This is a genomic window from Vibrio sp. YMD68 (assembly GCF_029958905.1).
GTDB lineage: Bacteria > Pseudomonadota > Gammaproteobacteria > Enterobacterales > Vibrionaceae > Vibrio.
In genome coordinates, this window is the sequence record NZ_CP124613.1 from 757,074 (window position 1) to 778,839 (window position 21,766).

The following is a 21,766-nucleotide window of genomic DNA, read 5'->3' on the forward strand; positions in this document are numbered from 1 at the left end:
GCTCTTTTGGAATGGGCTATTTCTGTGTCTTAAAAGGCGAGCATTGATGCTCGCCTTTTTGTATATAACGTCACTTACTTTTAACCGAATATGATTAGGGTGATGTGGTCGCCAATGCGGTTAAATCGGCTGGTGAATAGGATTCGGCTCGTGGGCCTTCGGCAATTAAATCGACCACATGAAAGTCGGCCAGATTGCTAAATTCCGTGGTTAGGTAACGCCTGAAAGCTTGTTCGTTCGGCCATTTACCACGAACAATGTAGCCGTCTTCTTTATCAAAGTTTTCGGTTTCAAAAAATGAGAAATCCGTCATTCCGATATTATGGCAATACAATACGAGATACATGCTTTATCCTATTCTCTGGATTACGAATTCTTCAGCCATACATCCTGACTGCCTTGGGCTTTCTTCTTGCGTTTTTTCTTACCGGTGCCTTCGGGTTTGGCCATCGGTTTATTGGCAGCTAACCACGCTTCGCCGATACTTTCGTCGACTTCAAATCCGGCAACTTGTTCACGTTCAAGACGTATTTTGTTCTTCTTTTCTATGATTTTGAAATGGTGGTAATCTTCATAATCTATCAAGGATAACGCCAAACCGACTTCTCCCGCACGACCACTTCGGCCAATACGGTGCATGTAATCGGATGGGCTCCTTGGTAAATCAAAGTTGATGACAACAGGCAGTTTTTCAATATCAAGACCGCGAGCGGCAATATCGGTTGCGATCAAGACATCAATCTCGCCAGATTTAAACGCTTCAAGTATGCGAGTTCGTGAACCTTGCCCTTTGTCTCCGTGAAATACGTCGACTTCAATACCACGCTTGTAAAGCTTGTCTGCCAAGTGTTCGCAGCTGTTTTTCGCATTGACAAAAACCAGTGCTTGTCGCCATTGGTGCTGCTTTATTAAATGTGCCAATAAGGCGGTCTTTTCACCTTTATTGACGGTGAATACGCGTTGTACTAGGGTACTGGCATCACTGCTTTGCAATTGTATTTCTACTGGATCGATAAGAAGTTCTTGAGTGAGTGTTTGTACTTGTTCTGGAAACGTTGCGGAAAAAAGGAGCGTTTGTTTTTTCTTAGGTAACAGGTCGAGTAAAGATGAGAGCTCGTCAGTAAAACCAAGGCTCAACATTCGGTCTGCTTCATCTAATACTAATGTTTTTACTCTATCGAGCTTGACCGCGTTGCTTGAAATTAAGTCGAGTAATCGGCCTGGTGTCGCGACCAAAATATCGCTACCGCCGCGCAATGCCAGCATTTGAGTATTAGCAGAAACACCACCAAAAACAGCCACGGTTTTCACTGCACCGTTAAAGTGGACGGCATAAGATTTAATACTATCAGCCACCTGTTTCGCAAGTTCTCGCGTTGGAACCAACACGAGGGCTGTAACATAATTCCCACCAGTATGGCCTTTATTGCTGCCAGATGGCTTTCCAGTCTGTTTTTGAGTGAAGACATCTTGCAATATTGGCAGCGCAAAGCTTGCTGTTTTACCAGAGCCGGTATTTGCCCCCGCGATTAAATCGTGTCCTGCTAACACGCTTGGGATAGCTTGCGCTTGAATAGGAGTAGGAGACTGGTATTCCATCTCAGTTAATCGAGCAAGCAAGGGTTGAATAAGGCCAAGTTCGTTAAAGTTGGCTGGCGTTGTGGCTGTGGTCATTAAGTTAAGAGGCTCAGGCTAAAAATAGTAGCCGAGTATTTTAGCGTATTTATGCCTTGTTAAGTAGTGCCATGAACAAATGAGCCACGCCATCTTAAGCGTGTAGGAACCGTGCAGGAAGAACGCAGGATGTCAACATGCCCCAATTTTTACGTAAGCGCTCAGAATCGATTGAAATAGTTGGCAATTACATTGTTACTTAGACAGGATGCTTACAGTGAGAGGTTTGGCTAAGGGATATGCAGATTGATTGTAATTAGAGAGTATAAAGATTCTGATGCGAGCGCATTATTCGAGATCGTTTTTAATACGGTCCGTGTTATCAATCGTCGTGATTATTCTCAGGCTCAAGTCGAGGCATGGGCGCCTTATTCGCAGGAGCCTGCGAACTGGAAACAGAGAATGAAAAGTTTGGCCCCCTTTGTGGCCGTGATGGATGATGTGGTTGTCGGCTATGCGGATTTACAACCTTGTGGGCTCATTGATCATTTCTTTTGTCACCATGAGTATCAAGGGCAAGGTGTTGGTAAAGCGCTCATGGCCTATGTTCTCGCTGTGGGTGAGCAACGTGGCGTTAGACGTTACTATTCAAACGTTAGCATTACAGCACGTCCGTTTTATGAACGCTTTGGCTTCATGGTTATACAAGAGCAGTGGGTGGACATGAGAGGACAAAAGTTGAAGAATTTTGTGATGGAATACACTACGGATTAACGACTCTCATTAGGTGGGTTGCTTGTTAAGGCATGGTAAACAAAAAAGCTCGTCACAAATGGCGAGCTTTCAATTTACTGTTTGTTGAAGTCTGGAGTGCTACTTCTTCATCATCTTGGCGAGATCAGCAAATGGATTGTGCGTAGCACTCTCATGATCGTCGAGCCTCGCTTCCGACTCGACGCCGTATCGGTCATGGTCGGTGTATTTGGAGTGCTCATGATCATGGCAGTAAAGGCATAATAACTCCCAGTTACTTCCGTCTTCTGGGTTGTTTGTGTGATCATGATCTTTATGGTGAACGGTCAGTTCGCGGAGATTAGAATATACAAATTCCCGTGCGCAGTTACCACATACCCATGGGTAAAGTTTCAATGCTTTATCGCGGTAGCCACTTTCTTTACGTGCATATGCGGCGCTAGAGCCAGTGTAATCTGATGACATGTCCCATCCTATCTTGTTTGTATTGCTTTTTTATATTGTTCTTTTATATAGCTTCGTGTGTTTACCGAAATCTTATCGCAAGAGTGTATCACAATTTTTTCAAAGCCCTATTTCTCTAATGGGCATTAATGGTTCAAAATAAGTTATAGACGACTGGTCTAATTTCATTTAAAGTCGCCTTATGAATACAAAAACACACGATACACGACAGCATATTTTGGATGTCGGTTACCAGTTAGTCGTCGCGAAAGGCTTTACCAGTGTTGGTTTGTCGACACTGTTAAAAACAGCCGATGTGCCGAAAGGTTCTTTTTATCACTACTTTAAGTCGAAAGAACAGTTTGGCGAGGCGTTAATCGAAGACTATTTTAGCCAGTATATTGAGCGGATAAATCACTTATTAACGCACAGTGAAGGCAATGGCCGACAAAGGCTACTGAGCTACTTTGATTTGTGGCTCAATGTGGAAGATGGAAGCTGTAACGCGTATAAATGCTTGGTGGTAAAACTCAGTGCAGAAGTCTCGGATTTATCCCCTTCGATGCGAGAAGCCTTATTACAAGGGGCGACTCAAGTGATGGGTGCTTTGGGTCAATGCATACAAAGTGGCATCGAAGATGGCTCAATTGATACTAGTGCTAATGGAATAGATAGCCATTCGATGGCTCAAACTCTTTATCATCAATGGCTTGGTGCAAGCTTAATGAGTAAGCTCACTCAGAACCAGCAAGGTCTTGAGCAAGCAATGACAATAACAAAACAGCTGTTGAAATAACCTTTAGATTGAGAAAGAGAGTACCGCCTAAGATTTGGGCGGTATTTTTTGAAAACAACAATAGACGACTGGTCTAATTTAACTGGATGGATCAGTTTATAATGACACAAAAGGAACAACCTATGACTCAACCGATCAACCGCCAAATTGTATTGGCTTCTCGTCCTGTTGGCGCACCCACTCAGCATGATTTTCGAATTGAAAATGCTGAAGTACCGACTATTGGCGAAGGTGAAATGTTACTTCGCAGCATTTATCTGTCTCTAGACCCGTACATGCGTGGACGCATGAGTGCGGCTAAATCTTATGCAGATCCTGTTGAAATCGATGACGTCATGGTCGGCGCGACCGTCTGTCAGGTTGAGCAGTCAAACCATACTGACTTTCCAGTGGGTGAATGGGTGTTGGCGTACACCGGTTGGCAAGATTATGGGGTATCGAATGGAGAAGGACTGATCAAATTGGGTCAAGAGCCTCAACATCCTTCTTTTGCTTTAGGGATTATGGGCATGCCAGGCTTCACCGCTTATATGGGTTTACTAGATATTGGTCAACCTAAAGCGGGTGATACGCTTGTGGTAGCCGCGGCAACTGGTGCTGTAGGTGCAACGGTAGGGCAAATAGGTAAGCTTAATGGCTGCCGTGTGATTGGTGTTGCTGGTGGTGAAGAAAAATGCCGTTATGCAAAGGAAACTTTAGGCTTTGATGAATGCATTGATCATAAAGCCGAGGATTTTGCAGAACAATTAGCAGCGGTTTGTACCGATGGCATCGACGTGTATTTCGAAAACGTTGGTGGGAAAGTCTTTGATGCTGTACTGCCGTTACTCAACACAGGAGCTCGTGTTCCTCTGTGCGGCCTGATTTCTCAGTACAACGCGACCTCATTACCTGATGGACCTGACCGTATGTCACTGTTAATGGGGACGTTACTGGTTAAGCGTATCAAGATGCAAGGTTTCATCATTTTTGATGACTACGCACATCGATACAATGAATTTGCGCAGCAAATGAGCGCTTGGCTAGCCGAAGGAAAAATGCAATACCGTGAGCATTTGGTTGAGGGAATAGAGAACGCACCTGATGCGTTTATCGGTTTATTGGAAGGGAAAAACTTCGGCAAACTCGTCGTTCAGGTTAATCAACCAAAATAAAAATAAGGATTCATTATGATTACGTTGCATCACTTAAACAAATCACGTTCAAAACGCATTATTTGGTTGCTGGAAGAGCTTAAATTACCTTATAAAGTCACGCCTTACCTTCGAGACAGTGTGACCTTTTTGGCTCCGCCTGAATTAAAAAGTATTCACCCGCTTGGTAAGTCTCCAGTGATTGAGAATGATGGGTTGATTGTCACTGAGTCAGGAGCGATTACTGAATATCTGATTGATACGTATGGGAAAGGTGAACTAGCTCCAGCAAGAGGGACTCGTGCATACACGGAGTACTCTCAGTGGTTACATTTTGCGGAAAGTTCAGCAATGCTGCCATTGTTATTGAAGCTGTTTGTCACGAAAGATGGTTGTAAAACCAATTTTTTAGCAGACTACGCGGATGCGGAAACAATGAAAGTCCTGAGTTATTTTGATCAAAGTCTTGAAGGCAAAACCTATTTGGTTGAAGAGCGATTAACTGGCGCAGACATCATGATGTCATTCATTGTTGAAAATCTGGTGTCCAATGGCACTATCGAGCATTTTAACAATCTTAAGCGATACGCTAAGCAGCTAGCCACTCATAGTGCGTTCTCGAAAGCGGATCAAGTTGAAAGCCAGTATTCGTAAGTTCAGCAAAAAATGAGAGCAGTAATTGTTATCTCTTACTAAAAAAATGGTCTAAGTTTTACTTAGGCCATTTTTTATTACGGTGTGTTCCAAAGGCTTTGATTAACGGATTACTTCCGTATTAAGCGTGTTTACATCGTTGATGTTAGCGTAAGTATGTAAGAGTTCAGTCAGTGTTTTGACCCACTCGAAAGCGTCTTGAGGTGTCTTTTTCAACAATGTCTCAACGTGTTCACAGTGTGTCTCAAGTGTAATGGCTTGTTCCAAGTTAAAGGAAATGGCATAAAAATGCCAAAGGACTAAGCGCGTCATTCGTTCACTGTTCTGTTTAGCGTTATCAGAATCATCAAACGCTTGCTGAATTTCACTAAGGGCAATGGCATTCATCCGAAGTGTCGCATCTAAACGGGCTGACATCATGCGTTCTTCGCTGTCGATTTCTTCTTGATCGAACGTGAACAGTTCGCTCATGACATCTTCGGGTACCATTTTGCTGATCATCCGAACACTAAATTCTTCAAGTTCATGGCGTGGCATGGTGACAAGGCAGTTAAAGGTATAATCACGAAGCATAAGGAAATCACTAATAGGCAGAAATTGGAGCCGTATTCTAACCACTGTGACCGAATTTACCAATGTTTATCCCTTAGAGGATATTGCTTTAAGTCGATGTGATTATTCGTTTAGATTTAGCATCTAAAATCAAGATTTATTACATAAATGTCTAAAAAATACGGTTAAAATCACATGCAAATGTTGAATGATGGTGGCTTTATCAATAGAATTTGCGAATAATAATCAGTCGGTGAAACAAATCGACGCATGGAGGCTAGATGAGTACCCAGACAGCGAAAGCGTCAGTGAATCCGAATAAACAACAAGACAGCACGGTCAGTACACTCAACAGTACAGACGCGTTAGCGATGATTGAGCATGGCAGTGAAATGACGATTACCGTCACGACACCGATTGGAAGAAAGTTTCGCTGTACGACTCAGTTTATTGGTACTCACCCAGACAACCTGATCTTGATTGAGATACCGTCAGTATCGAAAGATGAACTTGCTTTTTTCTTTCAAACTGGTTTTTTACTGAATGTGCGTGGGATCTCCCCAAGAGGAGAAGGGGCACAAATTCACTTTAAGTCTCAAATCCAACATGTCATCGAAGATCCACTTGCCATGATCGCAATCTCTATTCCCAATGGTATGCAGGTTACCCAATTGAGAAAAGAAGCGCGCTATGAAATTAATTTGATGGGGGCGGTTGTTCAAGGCGATAGCAAAACTCAGTGTGAGATTCGTGACCTTTCTAAAAGTGGTTGTCGTTTCTTTACTCCTCCTTTAGGCCGGACTTTTCAAGTTGGGGATACGATCGCTATCGATCTTCACCACACGATTGACCAGCCGAAATGCCCTCCTTTAATCGGTAAAATCTGTAACCTACAACGCTCAGCCCATTACTCTCGCTATGGTTTACAATTTGATGATGTGGGCCAAGCCAATGTAAAAGTCTTATTGTCACGCCTTAAGTTCAATGGCACCAAACTGGCCTTTGCCAATAAGAAAAAGTAATCAACTCTATTGCATTAATGAAGTCTAATTGTGCACAGCCTTCTTTTGTAGGTTGACATATGGTTGTAATTTACTCTTTATTGTCTATTAAATACTCTGTTACTTTTTAAGGTCTTAACTGATGATCTAAATCGTTGAAGTTGAATGGTTAGGTGATTAGAATCGACGCTATTGTATTGAAGTCAGGTAGACACTGATTGTGGTGTCATGCTCTCAATGGTGTAGTTAGACCATGCCTAGAAAACAACCACGTAAAATGAGTCCATTATTGGCTTTAGCGTATATTATTATCATATTTGGCCCCGCTATTTGGCTTGGACATATTTTTGGATAGTAGCGGGATGTGATATTTTTTTGAAATGGCCTAAGTGTATTCTTAGGCCATTTCTGTTTTGTAAGCGCCGGAATTTATAAGTGCCCAAAGTCGATGGTAGTTTTATCCTTACCTGTTAAATCCGCTAAAATGACCAAAGCAATCAGACTAACAACAAGGATCATCGTGTGAAAAATAGCTTTATTGATGGCTCAACACTCTATCGTCAACATACCTTTTTATTGCCGCTCAACTATCAAGAAACGGAGAGTGAACAGATTCAGGTTTTTGCACGGGAATTGGTCGATCTTGCGAAAGATCATCTAGACCTACCATGGCTTGTATACTTTCAAGGTGGGCCTGGCTTCCCCTCACCGCGAGCAAGCGGAGACTCAGGCTGGATAAAGCGTGCGCTTCAAGAATATCGTGTCTTGCTGCTTGATCAACGAGGAACAGGCATGAGTTCGGCGATCAATCAAGAGACTCTTGCCCATTTAACTCCGCAAGAGCAGGCTGATTATCTTTCACACTTCAGAGCCGATAACATTGTCCGTGACGCCGAATCGATTCGTCAGCAGTTTGGCGTTCAACAGTGGGCAACGCTGGGGCAAAGTTTTGGTGGATTCTGCACGCTTACTTATCTGTCAATGTTTCCAGACAGTTTGTTACGCTGTTATGTGACCGGTGGGATTCCTTCACTTTCTCGACACGCGGATGATGTCTACCAGGCGACTTACAAGCGTGTTACCGATAAAAACAACGCGTTTTTTGCTCAGTTTCCACAAGCACAGCAACAGTGTTGTGAGATTGCGCAGTATTTAATTGAAAATGACGTGACATTGCCGAATGGTCAAATGTTTACGGTTGAACAGTTTCAGCTGATTGGCATTAATCTGGGCCGAGGTGACGCACATTTACCCCTTTATTACACGTTAGAAAGTGCGTTTATTGACGTTAATGGCAAGAAACAACTGAGTTACAGCTTCTTGAACCAAATGCAGCAGGAACAAAGCTATTTGACCAACCCTATCTATGCGATTTTACATGAGTCTATTTACTGCCAAGAGTTTGCATCCAATTGGTCTGCACATCGGGTTCGCGAGCAAAATAGTGCGTTTAATTATCAAGTTGGTGATCGGTTCTGGTTTACCGGAGAAATGGTGTACCCGTGGATGTTTGATCAATTAGAGACATTAAAACCGCTGCGAGATGCCGCGCACCTGCTGGCACAAAAACAAGATTGGGAAGCGATATACCACCCCGATGTTTTAAGCCAAAATACCGTCCCTTTAGCGTGCGTAGCCTATGCCGATGACATGTACGTAGAACTTGATTATACAAGAGAAACCTTGGCGACGATTCCAATGTCTAAAGTTTGGATTACCAACGAGTATGAGCACAACGGCATTGGTGTCGATGGTGAAAAGATTCTTGACCGTTTAGTTACCATGGCCAATACACTCGATAATTTGCCTAAGTAGCAAGTAGCAAGTAGCAAGTAGCAAATAGTAAATAGCAAGTAGCCCATCAAAACGGCGAGACATCCGTTCTCGTTTAAGGCATGGAGGTGGGCTCGTACCAGCCGAACCCCTCTGTTAATAGAATGCTAGATAGATCGAATCGAGATATTCAGTGTTGTGCTATCTTTATAGAAAATAAATACATAGGGATAATGTAATGGTATTTGATTGGGTTGAATGGTTTGGTTATTTAGCGTCTTTAGTGGTGTTGGTGTCACTCACGATGGCCTCTATTGTCAAGCTGCGCGTGATTAACTTTATTGGCTGCTTGTTGTTTGCGGCATTTGCCTATTTCATCGACTCCTATCCAACCATGCTGATGAATTTAGGGATAGCCTGCATTAACGTTTATTACCTTTATCAGCTTGCTGGTTCAAAGGAGCAATTTAAATTGGTTTCAGCAACCATTGATTCAGAATATTTTGACCATTTCGTTGCAACTAATATGAACGATATAGAGCGACAAACCACAGCCAGTGAATTACGTGGTGCGAACGCAGCGTTCTATATGCTGAGAAATAATGCCATCGCTGGGCTTCTTGCCGGGACCAAACATGATAATGGCACCTTTACGGTGTGTTTAGATTATGTGACTGCCGAGTATCGTGATTTGAAATTGGCTCAATACTTCTATCAATCTAACCCAGAATCAATTAAGAGCCGAGGAATTGAGGTTCTGTTAGCCACGGCGAGAACGCCTGACCATAGAGATTATCTGATGGAAGTTGGGTTTGAACAATGTGAAGATAACTCCGATATATATCAAAGGCGCTTGTGATTCAATCCACTCATGATTCTTGTCATTTCGCTGTATTGTGTTGTAAACGAGGTCAATGAACTTAAGTTAAACCCAATTTAAACCCATAAAAGTCACACCCGATAACCGGGTGTGATTGAAAATCTCATATGAAAACGTCACACTGTGCGCCTACTCGTCATCGATTATTTTAAGCTGTTATAAAGAAAGGATCTCTATGAGTACTATTCAAGAATGTATTCGCACTGTGGGAAGAGGGGAGCGGGGGAGAAAACCATTGACGTTAGATCAAGCTTATCGCGTCATGGATGAATATCTGGATGGGCAAATTGGCGATGACCAAATGGCGATGTTGCTGATGTTGATTCGAGTGCAAAATGAAACCAAGCAAGAGATAGCCGGTTTTGTTAAGGCGTTTCAATCTCGGGTCCCTAATGTTGGAGCTGATATCGATTGGCCATGCTACGCAGGTAAACGCAAAACAGCGGGTAAACCTTGGCATATATTGGCTGCTAGGATTTTGGCGGATAATGGTTATAGAGTTTTAGTTCATGGCTACACCGATCATGCGACGGATCGAGAGCACGCTCAAGATTATCTTGCTGATCTCGGTATTACCGTTGCAAAAGATGCAGAGCACGCGAAAGTATTGATTGAATCCGAATCGATTTGCTATTTACCTTTAGAACACTATGCGCCACAGGCCAAAATAATGTTGGACTGGCGTAAACGTTATGGATTAAGAACGCCCATTAATACTGTCGTTCGAGCGCTGAATCCTGGAGGGGGTAAGATCGGTATTCGTGGCAGCTTCCATCCTGGCTTTCAACAGTTGCACGCAGAAATTGAACACGAAGTGGATGAGCCAAACCACAGCGTGATTTCATTTAAAGGCCAATCAGGTGAATCGGAATACAACCCTAAAGTGAGCCAAAATGTCTGGCTAAGCACCCCGAAGGGCGTGGAATCTTACTACTGGGAAGCGGATCTAATCAGTACATTACCTCTGCCTGAACGCTGTATTTTTGATACACCGGAAGAAGAGCAAGAAATGATGGCTAACACAATCATCACCACGCTTTCAGCGATATTGTTTGCGCAGAAGCCAGATAGATCCAAAGCCCTAGCAGAAGCGACTCAATACTGGCAGAGATACTGTGAACGTTCGGAGTTACCTGTGTTTGAGAACACGATAAAATGAAAATAGCCCTTTAAAGGGCTATTTTTGTATGGGTAAACAGGGTAAATACATTAGAACGAGCGAACGTTTTTATTCACATTCAGAATCATCGAATTCCAAGTATTGGTCTGCTCAGCTAGGTTCTTTTTGATTTCTTCATAACGCAGCTTTAATACCGAATACTCATACTTTTTCACCATGTCATCTTTCTTGGTTTCAATCAGTTGTTTTTTCACTGAGTAGTAGTCATTCATATTGGCAATCAAGGCTTCAAACTCTCGTTGAAGTTTGTCGTTAATGCTGTGATGGTCGGGCCATGACGCGATCGCTTTTTGCGCCTTACGTAAGGACATCGCTGCTTTGGCTTTTTCAATTTTCAATTGCGGGGCCTTGCGCAGTTGGTGAGTGAGACCGACAAGAGAACATCCTTTAATCAGCCATTTTGTTGGGTCATAGTGCCACCATGCGATCCCATTGCGGTAATCATTTTCAAATATATGGTGGTAGTTATGGTAGCCCTCGCCAAATGTTAAGAACGCGAGTACAGCGCTGTCGCGAGCGGTGTTTTTGTCGGTATAGGGTTGAGAACCCCATAAATGAGCCAAAGAATTAATGAAGAAGGTGGTGTGGTGGTTAAGGACTAATCGTACCGCGCCTACAATTAAGAACATACCGATGACATCACCATAAATAAGCCCTAAGCAAACGGGGAAAACCACATTCATTACCAGTGCGAGAACCCCATAGTATTTGTGTTGCCATACGACGATAGGATCTTTCTGCAAGTCTCGGCAGTTGCTGTAATCGGTATAGGCATCGCCATGGTAGTCTCTGATCATCCAGCCGATATGAGAAAACCAGAATCCTTTTTTCGCTGAGTATGGGTCTTTATCGTTGTTATCGACATGTTTATGGTGGATTCGATGGTCGGAACTCCAGTGCAAGATACTGTTCTGCATAGCAAAAGCGCCGCCGATCGCAAAAATTAACCGTAATGACCAATGAGCTTGGTAAGTCTTATGTGACCACAGTCGATGGTAACCAGCGGTGATGGATAAGCTACAAAAACTAAAGCAAACAACCAACCAAATCAGATGCTCTACACCTAAGCCGTAAGTGAATCCATACCAAGGGGCGACAATGAGCGCCAGAAAGAGACTGGAAGTGAATATAAAGATATTGAGCCAGATTAATGGTGGCTTGTCTTGCTTAGACATAGTTAAAAATTCCTTTGGGCTAACAACTGTACGCTAGAATATCAGCGAACAGGTGTAAGTCAAATAGTCGAGTGTAAAAATTGTGAACAGAATGTTTGGCTTTTTAATAGCTAAATGCATAGTATGAACAAAGCTAATATCCTTACAGGAAGTAATAAGGAACTAAAAATGGATTTTAAAATAGCGGAATATACCGACTATGAGCGAATAGCAACCCTTCATGCGCAAAGTTGGCGTCGTTTTTACCATGGCATACTAGGTGAGGATTACCTAGAGCATGACGTTCTTGATGAACGTTTGTCTATTTGGCAAGCGAGGCTAATTAACCCCCCTTTCAATCAACACGTTGTTCTCATCGAAGAAGGCGGTTTACTGTGTGGTTTTGTCTGTGTGTTTGGCAATCATGACTTTGAAAAAGGAACAATGATTGACTCTTTGCACGTGAATGATAACTATCGTCGAAGAGGTGTCGGGCTAAAATTGCTTAATGCCGTGACGGAATGGTGTGAACAGCACTTTTCGAAAAGTGGAATCTACCTTGAAGTGATGGCAGAAAATCACCAGGCAATTGAGTTCTATGAGCAGTTAAAAGGTATTCAGCTAGATGAGCGTTTGTGGAATGCACCTTGCGGCCATAAAGTGCCTGAATTGGTGTATAGCTGGCCGTCACCCAAGGCGCTTAAACAGCAAGCAGCGAATCTGCTTAAGGGTTGTACAGTTACATAATGAAATAATTTAAATCACCTCTACTGACATTAGTCGGACATATCTACTATTGCCTATGGTTATGTTCGACATAACTAAATTTCATTGGAAATAGTGATAGGCATTATGAACAAAACGCTCATGTTAACAACGCTGTTAGCATCCGCAATTCTCGCTGGGTGTGATACGGATTCTTCTAACGCAACGTCTTCTCTTCCTTCTGTTATTACTCAATCAGCCGAGACGATCGATCACAGAGGGAGTATGACGTTCATTGGCCGAGCGGAGGCAGTGGATGATACAGGTATCACCGCTCAAGTTACCGGATATTTGCAATCTCGGCATTTCGAAGAGGGGCAAATGGTTGAAGAAGGCGATCTGCTATTCACTATTGAACCTTCTCAGTTTGAGGCCAAGGTAGCGACATCAAAGGCTGAATTAGCTCGTGCGAACTCCGATCTAAAAAAAGCAGAATTGGATTACGAGCGCGGCAAACGATTATTACCAAAAGGCAGTATTTCTCAAGCTGACTTTGATGCACTGAGTGCTAATTTACGTGGTGCACAAGCAATGGTTGAATCGGCCAAGGCTCAAGTTCGTCTTGCAGAAGTTAACCTCTCTTACACACAGATTGTGGCGCCATTCTCAGGCAGAATCAGTGACAGTAAAGCCAGTAAAGGCGACCTTATCTCTCCATCATCAGGCGTGTTAACGACACTGGTGAGTCTAGATCCCATCCATGCATCGTTTAATGTCAGTGAACGTGATCGCCTTGGTATTGCTTTAGAAACAGCCAGCGGCAACCTGAGTGCGAACGACAAAAATGTTGATGTATCTATCACGTTAGAAAATGGAACGACATTTGAACATATTGGCGTCCTCGATTATTTAGGTAACCGAATCAACACGGATACAGGTACGATCGACATGCGTGCTCTTGTTCCCAACCCTGAGCACAAATTACTTCCAGGCCAGCATGTCCGTGTTGAACTTCATGCGGAAAACACGGTTCCAGTGATCGCCATTCCTAGAAAAGCAGTTCAGTCGGATCTAGAAGGGGATTTCGTGATGCTAGTAACGGAAGGTAACGTTATTGAACGCAGGAATATCGAACTTGGTGCGCAAACACCAGACGGCGTGATAGTGCCATTTGGGCTTAACGGTAACGAACAAGTCGTGGTTCAAGGTTTACAACGAATTCGTAACGGCATGCCAGTGCAGGTTCAAAATAAGCAAACAGAACCAACGAATCCCGCTGAATAGGAAACCATATTATGTTAAGTCGGTTTTTCATCCAGCGCCCTAAGTTCGCGTTGGTTATCTCTATTATATTATCTTTAGCGGGCGCGATGGCGTTAATGGTGTTGCCCGTTGCTGAGTACCCTAAAATAAGCCCTCCATCGGTGAGCGTCACCGCGTACTACACAGGAGCCAGTGCCGAAGATGTCGAGCAAGCCATAGCGGATCCGATTGAAACGTCGGTCAATGGTGTTGAAGATATGTTGTACATGTCTTCGAAAAGCGCAAACGATGGCTCTTACAGCTTGAACGTCACTTTTGAAGTCGGTACTGATCCAGACATGGCTCAAGTGAATGTACAAAACCGGGTATCACAGATTGAAGCTAAGTTACCGCAACAGGTTCGTACCACAGGTGTCACCGTTAAGAAGCGTTCCCCCGATCTACTTATGGTACTCAACTTCTACTCGGCAGACGGTCGATATGATGATCAGTTCTTGATCAACTACATTAACTTGAATGTAAAAGATCAATTAACACGAGTAAGAGGCATCAGTGATGTCACCGTGATTGGTGGCGGTGAATACGCGATGCGTGTTTGGATTGATCCTGAAAAGCTGGCTAATTTAAAGCTAACAACTCCTGATGTTCAAGCGGCACTCGCGGAACAAAACGTACAAGTCGCGGCGGGTCGAGTGGGTTCGGCTCCTTATAGCCAAGCTCAGGAAGTCCAATTCAATCTAGTGACGAAAGGGCGCCTAGAAACCGTTGAAGAGTTCGAACACGTTGTACTTCGCGCAAATAATGATGGCTCAACGGTCTATTTAAAAGATGTGGCTCGTGTTGAACTCGGTAAGAAATATTATGATGGTACGGGTCAATTCCGCGGACAAGATGCCTCTATCGTCACGTTATCTCTTCAGTCGGATGCTAACGCGTTAGAAAGTGGCGAAGCGGTCATGAAGCTGCTTGATGACTTAAGCAGTCACTTCCCTGAAGGGCTCAAGTACGAAACGAGTTATGACACAACGCTGTTTGTCTCTGAATCGATCAAAGGGGTGATTAAGACACTGATAGAAGCCATTCTTCTGGTTATCGCGGTCACCTATCTTTTCTTAGGCAGTGCCCGTGCAACCTTAATTCCTGTGGTGGCAATCCCTGTTTCATTAATTGGTACGTTTGCCGTTATGCAAATGACCGGATTCACCATAAACACGGTCACGTTGTTTGGTTTAATACTTGCCATCGGTATTGTTGTTGATGATGCGATCCTGGTCATTGAAAACGTTGATACAACAATGGCTAAAGATCCGTCTATTACCCCTCGTCAAGCGACATTGCTTGCGATGAAAGAGGTCACTGGGCCGATTCTAACTTCTACATTGGTATTGTTAGCGGTATTTATCCCCGTCGCAATGTTGCCTGGAATCACCGGAATCATGTATCGCCAGTTTGCTCTGACAATCTGTATTTCAGTGGTCATTTCATCGATTAATGCGTTGACGCTTTCTCCAGCACTTTGTTCACTGGTATTAAAGCAAGGTGGCGGAAATACGGCCAGTTGGTTCAAGGCCTTTAACCGAGGTCTGGACAAGGTTACCCAAGGGTATGGCAAAGTGGCCGGTTTCCTAGTGAAAAGAGCATTGGTTGTTGTGGCTATTTTCCTTGTCGCGATTGGTTCCGTTACGTATCTCTCTAAGACAACGTCAACGGCATTTGTACCTCAAGAAGATAAAGGCATTTTATTAGTTAACGTTCAGTTACCTGATTCGGCGTCTTTATCAAGAACGGAAGCGGTCACAGAAAGTCTGATTAAAATTGTCGACAGTGAACCCGGTATCGATGGGGTGACGGTCGCAAACGGTTTTGCGTTTATGACAGGAGCTGCAGCCTCGAATGGCGCTTCGCTGTTTATTAAGCTTCATGATTGGGAAACACGACATGCGCTGGAAGGTGATCATTCTGCGTTCGCGATTTCAAATCGAATCAATCGAACCGCTGCGATGGAATTGCCTCATGCTTCTGTTTTTGCCATGGGGCCTCCCGCTGTTCCTGGTATGGGCGCTGCATCAGGGTTTGAGTTTGTACTAGAAGATGCGCTAGGAAGAAGCCGAACGGATCTGGCTACGCTGATGGGAGAGCTTATTCAAGAAGCAAATAAGCAACCTGAAATAGCGTATACATTCAGTACGTTTAGAGCCAATGTTCCGCATTACAGTATTGATATTGACAGAGAAAAAGTTCAGCAACTTGGTATTCCATTGAGTTCAGTGTTCCAGACGTTACAAGGCAACCTGGGGTCGATATACGTCAATGACTTTTCCATGTTTGGTAAGAACTACCAAGTTACGTTACAAGCAGACAGTGAATACCGAAAAGGCATAGACGATCTTAGCCGTTTTCATGTTCGCTCGGCTCAGGGTGAAATGATCCCATTAAGTACTTTGGTGACGGCTGAACAAGTGTTTGAACCGGATGTAGCGTGGCGTTATAACATGTACCGAAGTGCGGTGATTCAAGGGCAGCCTGCGCCAGGGTACTCAAGTGGTGATGCGATAGCAGCGATGGAACGTGTTGCCGCGGAAATGCTACCTCAAGGTTATCAGTACGAATGGACGGGTATGGCCTACCAAGAAAAACTCGCTGGCAACCAAGCTATTTATGCGTTTGCGCTCGCGTTAATTTTTATCTACCTATTTATGGTTGCTCAATATGAAAGTTGGAGTATCCCATTAGCGATCATTCTTGTTGTTCCTATCGCTACACTAGGGTCATTCATCGCACTGACGCTCACGGGTATCCCTCTCAACTTGTATGCTCAAATCGGGTTGGTCTTGCTCATAGCGCTCGCTGCAAAGAATGCCATTCTTATCGTTGAGTTTGCGAAACAAGAAAGGGAAGAGAAAGAGCTGTCGATCGATGACGCTTCTGTCAAAGGGGGAACGCTGCGTTTCCGAGCGGTTAACATGACATCTTGGTCGTTTATCTTAGGTATCTTTCCTCTGATATTTGCTTCTGGTGCCGGGCATGTGAGTCAGAACGCTCTGGGTGTTTCATTAGTTGGTGGTTTGTTATGTGTGCTGCTTGCGGGTACGTTATTGATTCCAGGCTTCTTTGCTATGGTGCAACGTAAACGAGAGAAGTTTCACGGTGGCAGCACCAAATTGATTCCGTTAGACGATGAAGACTAGCGGTTTGATATCGTAGAGACAAAAGAAGCGGCTAGGAGCCGCTTCTTTTATTTAAATCGTTTCTACAAAGTCGTAATTTCTGACTTGGCACTTCTGAGTGGCAACTTAAGCTGCGTTCTCTAGAGGTTGCGCCTTCTTTTCTTGTTGCATCTTAACAAGGAAATAGACATTCACGCACGCAATAAAGCCATTGGTCAAAACAACAGGCCATGAGTCAATCATTAAGCCATAGGCCGTAAATAAGCCACAACCAATAAAGTTGAGTACGCGTAGGCGAACAATGTCTTTCATTGTCAGTGAGATCGCGACCATAATTGACGCTGCATATCCTAATATTTCTACCATATTCATTTCCATTAGTGATCCTCTAAATGTTGCCGATGTTACTCGGTACCAATTCTTCTCTTCATGAGATAATTGAGGAAGCTCCCTGCCTCGAATGGTGTTATGTCATTGAGCGAGAATATAGCAAAGTGAAAACTGTGATGAAAGACACAAAACTAAGCAACAAGAGGGTTAGCGATTACGCAAACGTTTAATTGCTAAAATATTGAAAGAAACAATGTTGTAAATGGCCGCTTGATACTGATGGGTTGCTCTGGATGCATTCATTCTATGATTGATTTTCGGAGGAGAAAAGAGATTAAAATGCCAGCACATTAAGGCAGAGTACTGTCTGCCTTAATGATGGTTTTTGCCCTCGCTTTTAAATACCACGGTTATAAAACGCTAGCTAAGAAAACCAAGGTCGCTGCTAGGAAAGTGGTGAATATTAGGGAAAACATAGTTCAATTCATTCTCATTGTTGACTCCCATCCATCTAGCGAGGGTGGCATTGATCTGATCTGCGCCGAGTGTCGGTACCAGGCGGCCATTTGAAATATCGTCAGCTCCATTGACTCTTATTTCAGGCCATGTCCCAACCGCGTCGCTTGTATTAACGGCACCACCCAAAACAAACTGATGCCCGCCCCATCCGTGATCCGTCCCTTTACCGTTGGATGCAAGCCGTCGACCAAATTCGGAAGTGGTAAATGAAGTAACATTGCTGCTTAGCCCATTTTCTGACATAGCGTTGTCAAATGCCATCAAGTTAGTGGCGAGATCAGCCAATAGCAGAGGATGGTCAATTAACTGATTGTCATGCAAATCATACCCCGATTGTTTTAAGTAGAGCACTTGCCTTGCTTGATTGAGTGCTTTCTGGCTTTTGATGAGTTTATAGGCAAATTGAAACTGTTTACCTAAGCTAGAGTTGGTAAAGCCTTGCCAGTTTGACACTGAATTCAATTGGTCATCTAACGTCTGGCTGATGTGCATGGCATCCCCCATCATGTTACGAAGGTGCAGTGTGAACGGGTTATTACTTGGAGCTGTGGTCAATGCGTTGTAGCTACTTTCCATATTCGTATTTTTTAACGCGTTAATTTGGGCGGTTCCTGAAGGCTTTAGTATATTTTGTTGATAGTGAAGAGAGCGAAGCCATAGGGTTTTGTTCGTAATACTGTAGAGAGGCGCTATCGCAGAGTGGCTACCTAATATGTCCAACATTCTGCCAGCCCAACCTAACTGCGGTACAAAACCAACACCTCCCTTCTCCCACTCATAGGCTTGCGAGTTATGTGAGAACAGTTGAGGGGGTAAGGGCTTAATATTGTTTTCTATTTCTTGCTTGGTCAGCGGCTCTTTCAGTATGCCACTATTTAGCACCACCATGGCACGATGCTGATTAAATAAGTTTGCGATCTTCGCTAACTTAGGGTGCAGGCCCAATTTAACGATTTGTCCTTGGTTATCTAATGCTGTTTGAGTAATAGGAACCACGCTTGACTGACTGACTGCGATGGCTGGGCGTGTCAGCTTGTATTCGTCGTAATGATATTGATCCATTGGGATCACCGTATTCACTGAATCATTGCCCCCCGCGAGATAAATACAGACCAAAGCTTTAAAGTCATCAGATTGATTCGCACTTGATACATTAGGCAATAGACTACCGACAGTCAGACCGCCAAATGATGTGAGTAGTGAACGTCTGGAAATGTTCATAATCGTTTGTCCCTAGTCTTGAATAAAAAACTCATCACTGGCCAATGAAATGGTGACAGCATGATAGATTCGTGTTGTTGCGGTTGCGTCTTTAGGTTGAAGGTTAAGGCCATCAATAATTGAAGTTCGTAGCTGTTCGGACATCGTTCCTCCAAATAGACGCGCATCGATAAGGTTGAGGAGTTTATTAGAGTCATAGGCTACCTCTTGTAAATCACTAAGCGGCAAGCTGAGATCATAACTAGGCCTATAGCCTACATAGCTACTAAGGTAGTTAATTAAATCAACATAACTTGCCCAGGTGAGTATCTCCGTTTCTGGAGCAACCATATTGAAATCGCTCAGTGGCCCTACGGGTTGGTAATTGGGCGAATAAAAATTAAAGACAGAAGGAGACCCGACTGGCTCTTGATGGACATTAACCATGATTCTATTGGCATCACTGATTCGTTCTGAAGAGAGCTGAGCGTCAAAAGCCCGGTGGAAGTGGGTAGCAACAATAATGGGTTCCTTTATCTTATTTCCTGACCCATTTTGAGCATCTGGGTCCAGAATGATGGCCCTAAAAATGGATTTCAGATTTCCACGAACGCCATTACCATCATCATCAAAGACATCAGCAACACGCTCAACGTATTCTGGGCTAGGGTTTGAAGTGACAAGGCGTTGAATCAGTAAACGAGAGACAAAAGGCGCAGTGTTTGAATGATTGAATAAAATGTCTATCACCGAAGAGAGATCTTGATAAGGGGTTTGCCCTGCTGGAATATGGTACCCAAGCACTTCTTTTGAGCCAGTATCATGATACTGATTGAGGCTGATCATCGGTTTGGTAAATGCCCAGTCATCATGACGCCAACCCGTAAGAGCACGAGCAACTTCTTCAATGTCTGACTGGGTGTATGTAGGGATAGGAGCGCCATCTTTTTGCCTCATAGAGCCATCTTGATTGAGTTCATATAAACCGATGGTGAAAAGTTGCATTACCTCCCTAGCAAAGTTCTCATCGGGAAAGCTATTCAGTTTTAGATCCGCTTTTTTGCTGCCATTCATCGATAAATAAGTGCCCATTACAGGATGAAGCGCTGTTTTTTCGAGCAATTCTCGATAGTTTCCAAAGGCATTGTTTACTAGGATGTCGTAGTAAATACTTAATGCTTCAGAACGAGAACTCAGTTTTTTATGGGCCCTTGATACGACGAGTATCTGGCTCAACGCATAAGCCGCTCTTTGTCTAAATTGATCATCCGAATAGAGTGCAATTTGATACCATGCGTTTTTATGGTTACGCTGTGCCTGTCCAGGAAATGGTGTTCTAAACAGTTGATGGTGGGATGTGGCTGGTAATGACGTTTGGTGCTCAATCCATCCTTCTACGTTCATCCATCGTATTGTGCTTAGATCATTTTGTGTTGGTCCGAACGTGGTTTGTTCTAATGTTCGATAAGCTTGCTTGTCGGAAAGAAAGGGTTCTTCAGCTCTAATTGTCCCTATTCCCGTGAAACTGACAAATATAGAACATGTCAGCAACCATCCGAAAATGGATTGAGTTCTGATCATCTGAATCTCACTTAGTACAGTTGTACAATATTCTGTTAGAAAGGGTCTAAGTCATATGTCAACGAAATATTTGTCTTATTATTGAGAATTGAGTTAAATATTCGTTTCGAAATAAATTATAGAGTAATTAGTATGTTAGGTGAGTGAATTATGTTGTTGCAGTAGAGATAGCTCGAAATACTGACTCTATGTGACTGTATTCAATTACAAAAAATAAAAAGTATGAATTTATCTACTAGGATAGAAACAACGTCTATTTTAAATGATTATTATTTTTGAGACGAAAAATCATGCCGTTAAAGTTGCAACGGCTCGATGAATCTGATGGTTTAGAAACTGTATTTGTTTGAATCAAAGGGAATTAAATGAAAACTATAGGAATGATTGGCGGTATGAGCTGGGAGTCCACGGTAAGCTACTATCAGTCGATTAATCGAGGTATTAACCATGCTTTGGGTGGGCTGCATTCTGCAAACATAGTAATGGTGAGTGTCGATTTTTCTGAAGTCGAAAAGTACCAAGCGAATAACGATTGGGACAAAGCGGCTGAGCTGTTAGCCAACGCCGCTCAAGTGCTAGAGAAAGCCGGAGCGGACTTTTTCCTGATATGTACTAACACCATGCACAAAGTGGCTGAAAAAGTGCAATCTCAAGTGAGCATCCCTTTGCTTCATATTGCAGACGCTACGGGTCAAAAGTTGCAAATTCATGAGATAAAAAAAGTCGGCCTTTTAGGGACGGCATTCACAATGGAAGAAGATTTCTATAAAGGGTATTTAACGCGAGAATATGGCATCGAGGTGGTTGTTCCTAACGGTGTGCAAAGACGTCTCGTTCACGATTCCATCTATAATGAATTGTGTAAAGGCATCTTCTCTGGACGAACAAAGCATGATTTTAAGACCATCATGCAAGACCTTCACCAGCAAGGAGCGCAAGCCGTTATATTAGGTTGTACTGAGATTGGTTTGCTTATCCAGCAACAAGATAACAGCATTATGTTGTTCGATACGGCCGCGATTCATGCAGAGCAAGCGGTCATTCGTGCATTGACATAGACACGAATT

Annotated in this window: 20 protein-coding genes; 12 read left to right on the top strand and 8 right to left on the bottom strand. The window is 43.4% G+C overall.

Features of this window, described 5'->3' with window-relative positions:
* Positions 1–94: 94 nt before the first annotated feature.
* Both QF117_RS03410 and QF117_RS03415 read right to left on the bottom strand, forming a co-directional pair.
* Positions 95–346 (bottom strand): hypothetical protein, encoded by a 252-nt coding sequence (locus QF117_RS03410; protein ID WP_282384649.1) that lies wholly within the window; start codon positions 344–346, stop codon positions 95–97.
* A gap of 20 nt (positions 347–366) precedes the next feature.
* Positions 367–1,674, bottom strand: coding sequence for a DEAD/DEAH box helicase (locus QF117_RS03415; RefSeq protein WP_282384650.1), 1,308 nt, complete (start codon positions 1,672–1,674; stop codon positions 367–369).
* A gap of 246 nt (positions 1,675–1,920) precedes the next feature.
* Here QF117_RS03415 and QF117_RS03420 point away from each other — a divergent pair, with 246 nt between their 5' ends.
* Positions 1,921–2,388, top strand: coding sequence for a GNAT family N-acetyltransferase (locus QF117_RS03420; protein WP_282384651.1), 468 nt, complete (start codon positions 1,921–1,923; stop codon positions 2,386–2,388).
* A 99-nt stretch (positions 2,389–2,487) separates the two neighbouring features.
* Here the strand turns inward: QF117_RS03420 and QF117_RS03425 are convergent, their stop codons facing one another.
* Positions 2,488–2,832 (bottom strand): YajD family HNH nuclease, encoded by a 345-nt coding sequence (locus QF117_RS03425; protein WP_065576477.1) that lies wholly within the window; start codon positions 2,830–2,832, stop codon positions 2,488–2,490.
* 181 nt (positions 2,833–3,013) lie between these two features.
* Between QF117_RS03425 and QF117_RS03430 the strand changes: the two genes are divergently transcribed.
* The 3 genes from QF117_RS03430 (at position 3,014) to QF117_RS03440 (ending at position 5,394) form a co-directional block, all read left to right on the top strand.
* Entirely contained in the window at positions 3,014–3,607 is a 594-nt protein-coding gene (locus QF117_RS03430; protein ID WP_282384656.1) for a TetR/AcrR family transcriptional regulator, read from the top strand.
* Between the two features lie 122 nt (positions 3,608–3,729).
* Positions 3,730–4,761, top strand: coding sequence for an NADP-dependent oxidoreductase (locus QF117_RS03435; protein WP_282384658.1), 1,032 nt, complete (start codon positions 3,730–3,732; stop codon positions 4,759–4,761).
* A gap of 15 nt (positions 4,762–4,776) precedes the next feature.
* Positions 4,777–5,394, top strand: a complete 618-nt coding sequence (locus tag QF117_RS03440) for a glutathione S-transferase (protein ID WP_282384659.1) — start codon at positions 4,777–4,779, stop codon at positions 5,392–5,394.
* 102 nt (positions 5,395–5,496) lie between these two features.
* Here QF117_RS03440 and QF117_RS03445 read toward each other — a convergent pair whose 3' ends face one another.
* A complete protein-coding gene (locus QF117_RS03445; RefSeq protein WP_282384660.1) occupies positions 5,497–5,967 on the bottom strand; it encodes an exoribonuclease R in 471 nt (156 codons plus the stop codon).
* Positions 5,968–6,227: 260 nt separating this feature from the next.
* On the opposite strand from QF117_RS03445, the gene QF117_RS03450 reads away from it, so the two are divergent.
* The 4 genes from QF117_RS03450 (at position 6,228) to QF117_RS03465 (ending at position 10,759) form a co-directional block, all read left to right on the top strand.
* Positions 6,228–6,968, top strand: coding sequence for a flagellar brake protein (locus QF117_RS03450; RefSeq protein ID WP_282384661.1), 741 nt, complete (start codon positions 6,228–6,230; stop codon positions 6,966–6,968).
* 501 nt (positions 6,969–7,469) lie between these two features.
* Entirely contained in the window at positions 7,470–8,762 is a 1,293-nt protein-coding gene (locus tag QF117_RS03455) for an alpha/beta fold hydrolase (protein WP_282384662.1), read from the top strand.
* Positions 8,763–8,958: 196 nt separating this feature from the next.
* On the top strand, positions 8,959–9,579 hold the full coding sequence (locus QF117_RS03460) for a hypothetical protein (protein WP_282384664.1): 621 nt from the start codon (positions 8,959–8,961) through the stop codon (positions 9,577–9,579).
* Positions 9,580–9,775: 196 nt separating this feature from the next.
* Complete coding sequence (locus tag QF117_RS03465) at positions 9,776–10,759, top strand: glycosyl transferase family protein (protein ID WP_282384666.1); 984 nt, start codon at positions 9,776–9,778, stop codon at positions 10,757–10,759.
* Between the two features lie 50 nt (positions 10,760–10,809).
* On the opposite strand, the gene QF117_RS03470 is transcribed toward QF117_RS03465, so the two are convergent.
* The gene (locus QF117_RS03470; protein ID WP_282384667.1) at positions 10,810–11,955 is read right to left on the bottom strand and encodes a fatty acid desaturase; all 1,146 of its coding nucleotides are present in this window, start codon (positions 11,953–11,955) and stop codon (positions 10,810–10,812) included.
* Between the two features lie 168 nt (positions 11,956–12,123).
* Here QF117_RS03470 and QF117_RS03475 point away from each other — a divergent pair, with 168 nt between their 5' ends.
* The 3 genes from QF117_RS03475 (at position 12,124) to QF117_RS03485 (ending at position 17,090) form a co-directional block, all read left to right on the top strand.
* Positions 12,124–12,681, top strand: a complete 558-nt coding sequence (locus QF117_RS03475; protein ID WP_282384668.1) for a GNAT family N-acetyltransferase — start codon at positions 12,124–12,126, stop codon at positions 12,679–12,681.
* A gap of 105 nt (positions 12,682–12,786) precedes the next feature.
* Complete coding sequence (locus tag QF117_RS03480) at positions 12,787–13,923, top strand: efflux RND transporter periplasmic adaptor subunit (protein WP_282384669.1); 1,137 nt, start codon at positions 12,787–12,789, stop codon at positions 13,921–13,923.
* A gap of 11 nt (positions 13,924–13,934) precedes the next feature.
* Positions 13,935–17,090, top strand: coding sequence for a multidrug efflux RND transporter permease subunit (locus tag QF117_RS03485; RefSeq protein ID WP_282384670.1), 3,156 nt, complete (start codon positions 13,935–13,937; stop codon positions 17,088–17,090).
* Positions 17,091–17,195: 105 nt separating this feature from the next.
* Here QF117_RS03485 and QF117_RS03490 read toward each other — a convergent pair whose 3' ends face one another.
* From QF117_RS03490 to QF117_RS03500, 3 genes are all read right to left on the bottom strand, one after another.
* Positions 17,196–17,447: a YgjV family protein gene (locus tag QF117_RS03490; protein ID WP_282384671.1), complete on the bottom strand. Its 252-nt coding sequence runs from the start codon at positions 17,445–17,447 to the stop codon at positions 17,196–17,198.
* A gap of 372 nt (positions 17,448–17,819) precedes the next feature.
* A complete protein-coding gene (locus QF117_RS03495; protein ID WP_282384672.1) occupies positions 17,820–19,139 on the bottom strand; it encodes a DUF1501 domain-containing protein in 1,320 nt (439 codons plus the stop codon).
* Between the two features lie 12 nt (positions 19,140–19,151).
* Positions 19,152–20,699, bottom strand: coding sequence for a DUF1800 domain-containing protein (locus QF117_RS03500; protein ID WP_282384673.1), 1,548 nt, complete (start codon positions 20,697–20,699; stop codon positions 19,152–19,154).
* A gap of 365 nt (positions 20,700–21,064) precedes the next feature.
* Between QF117_RS03500 and QF117_RS03505 the strand changes: the two genes are divergently transcribed.
* Entirely contained in the window at positions 21,065–21,757 is a 693-nt protein-coding gene (locus QF117_RS03505) for an aspartate/glutamate racemase family protein (protein ID WP_282384674.1), read from the top strand.
* Positions 21,758–21,766: the final 9 nt, after the last annotated feature.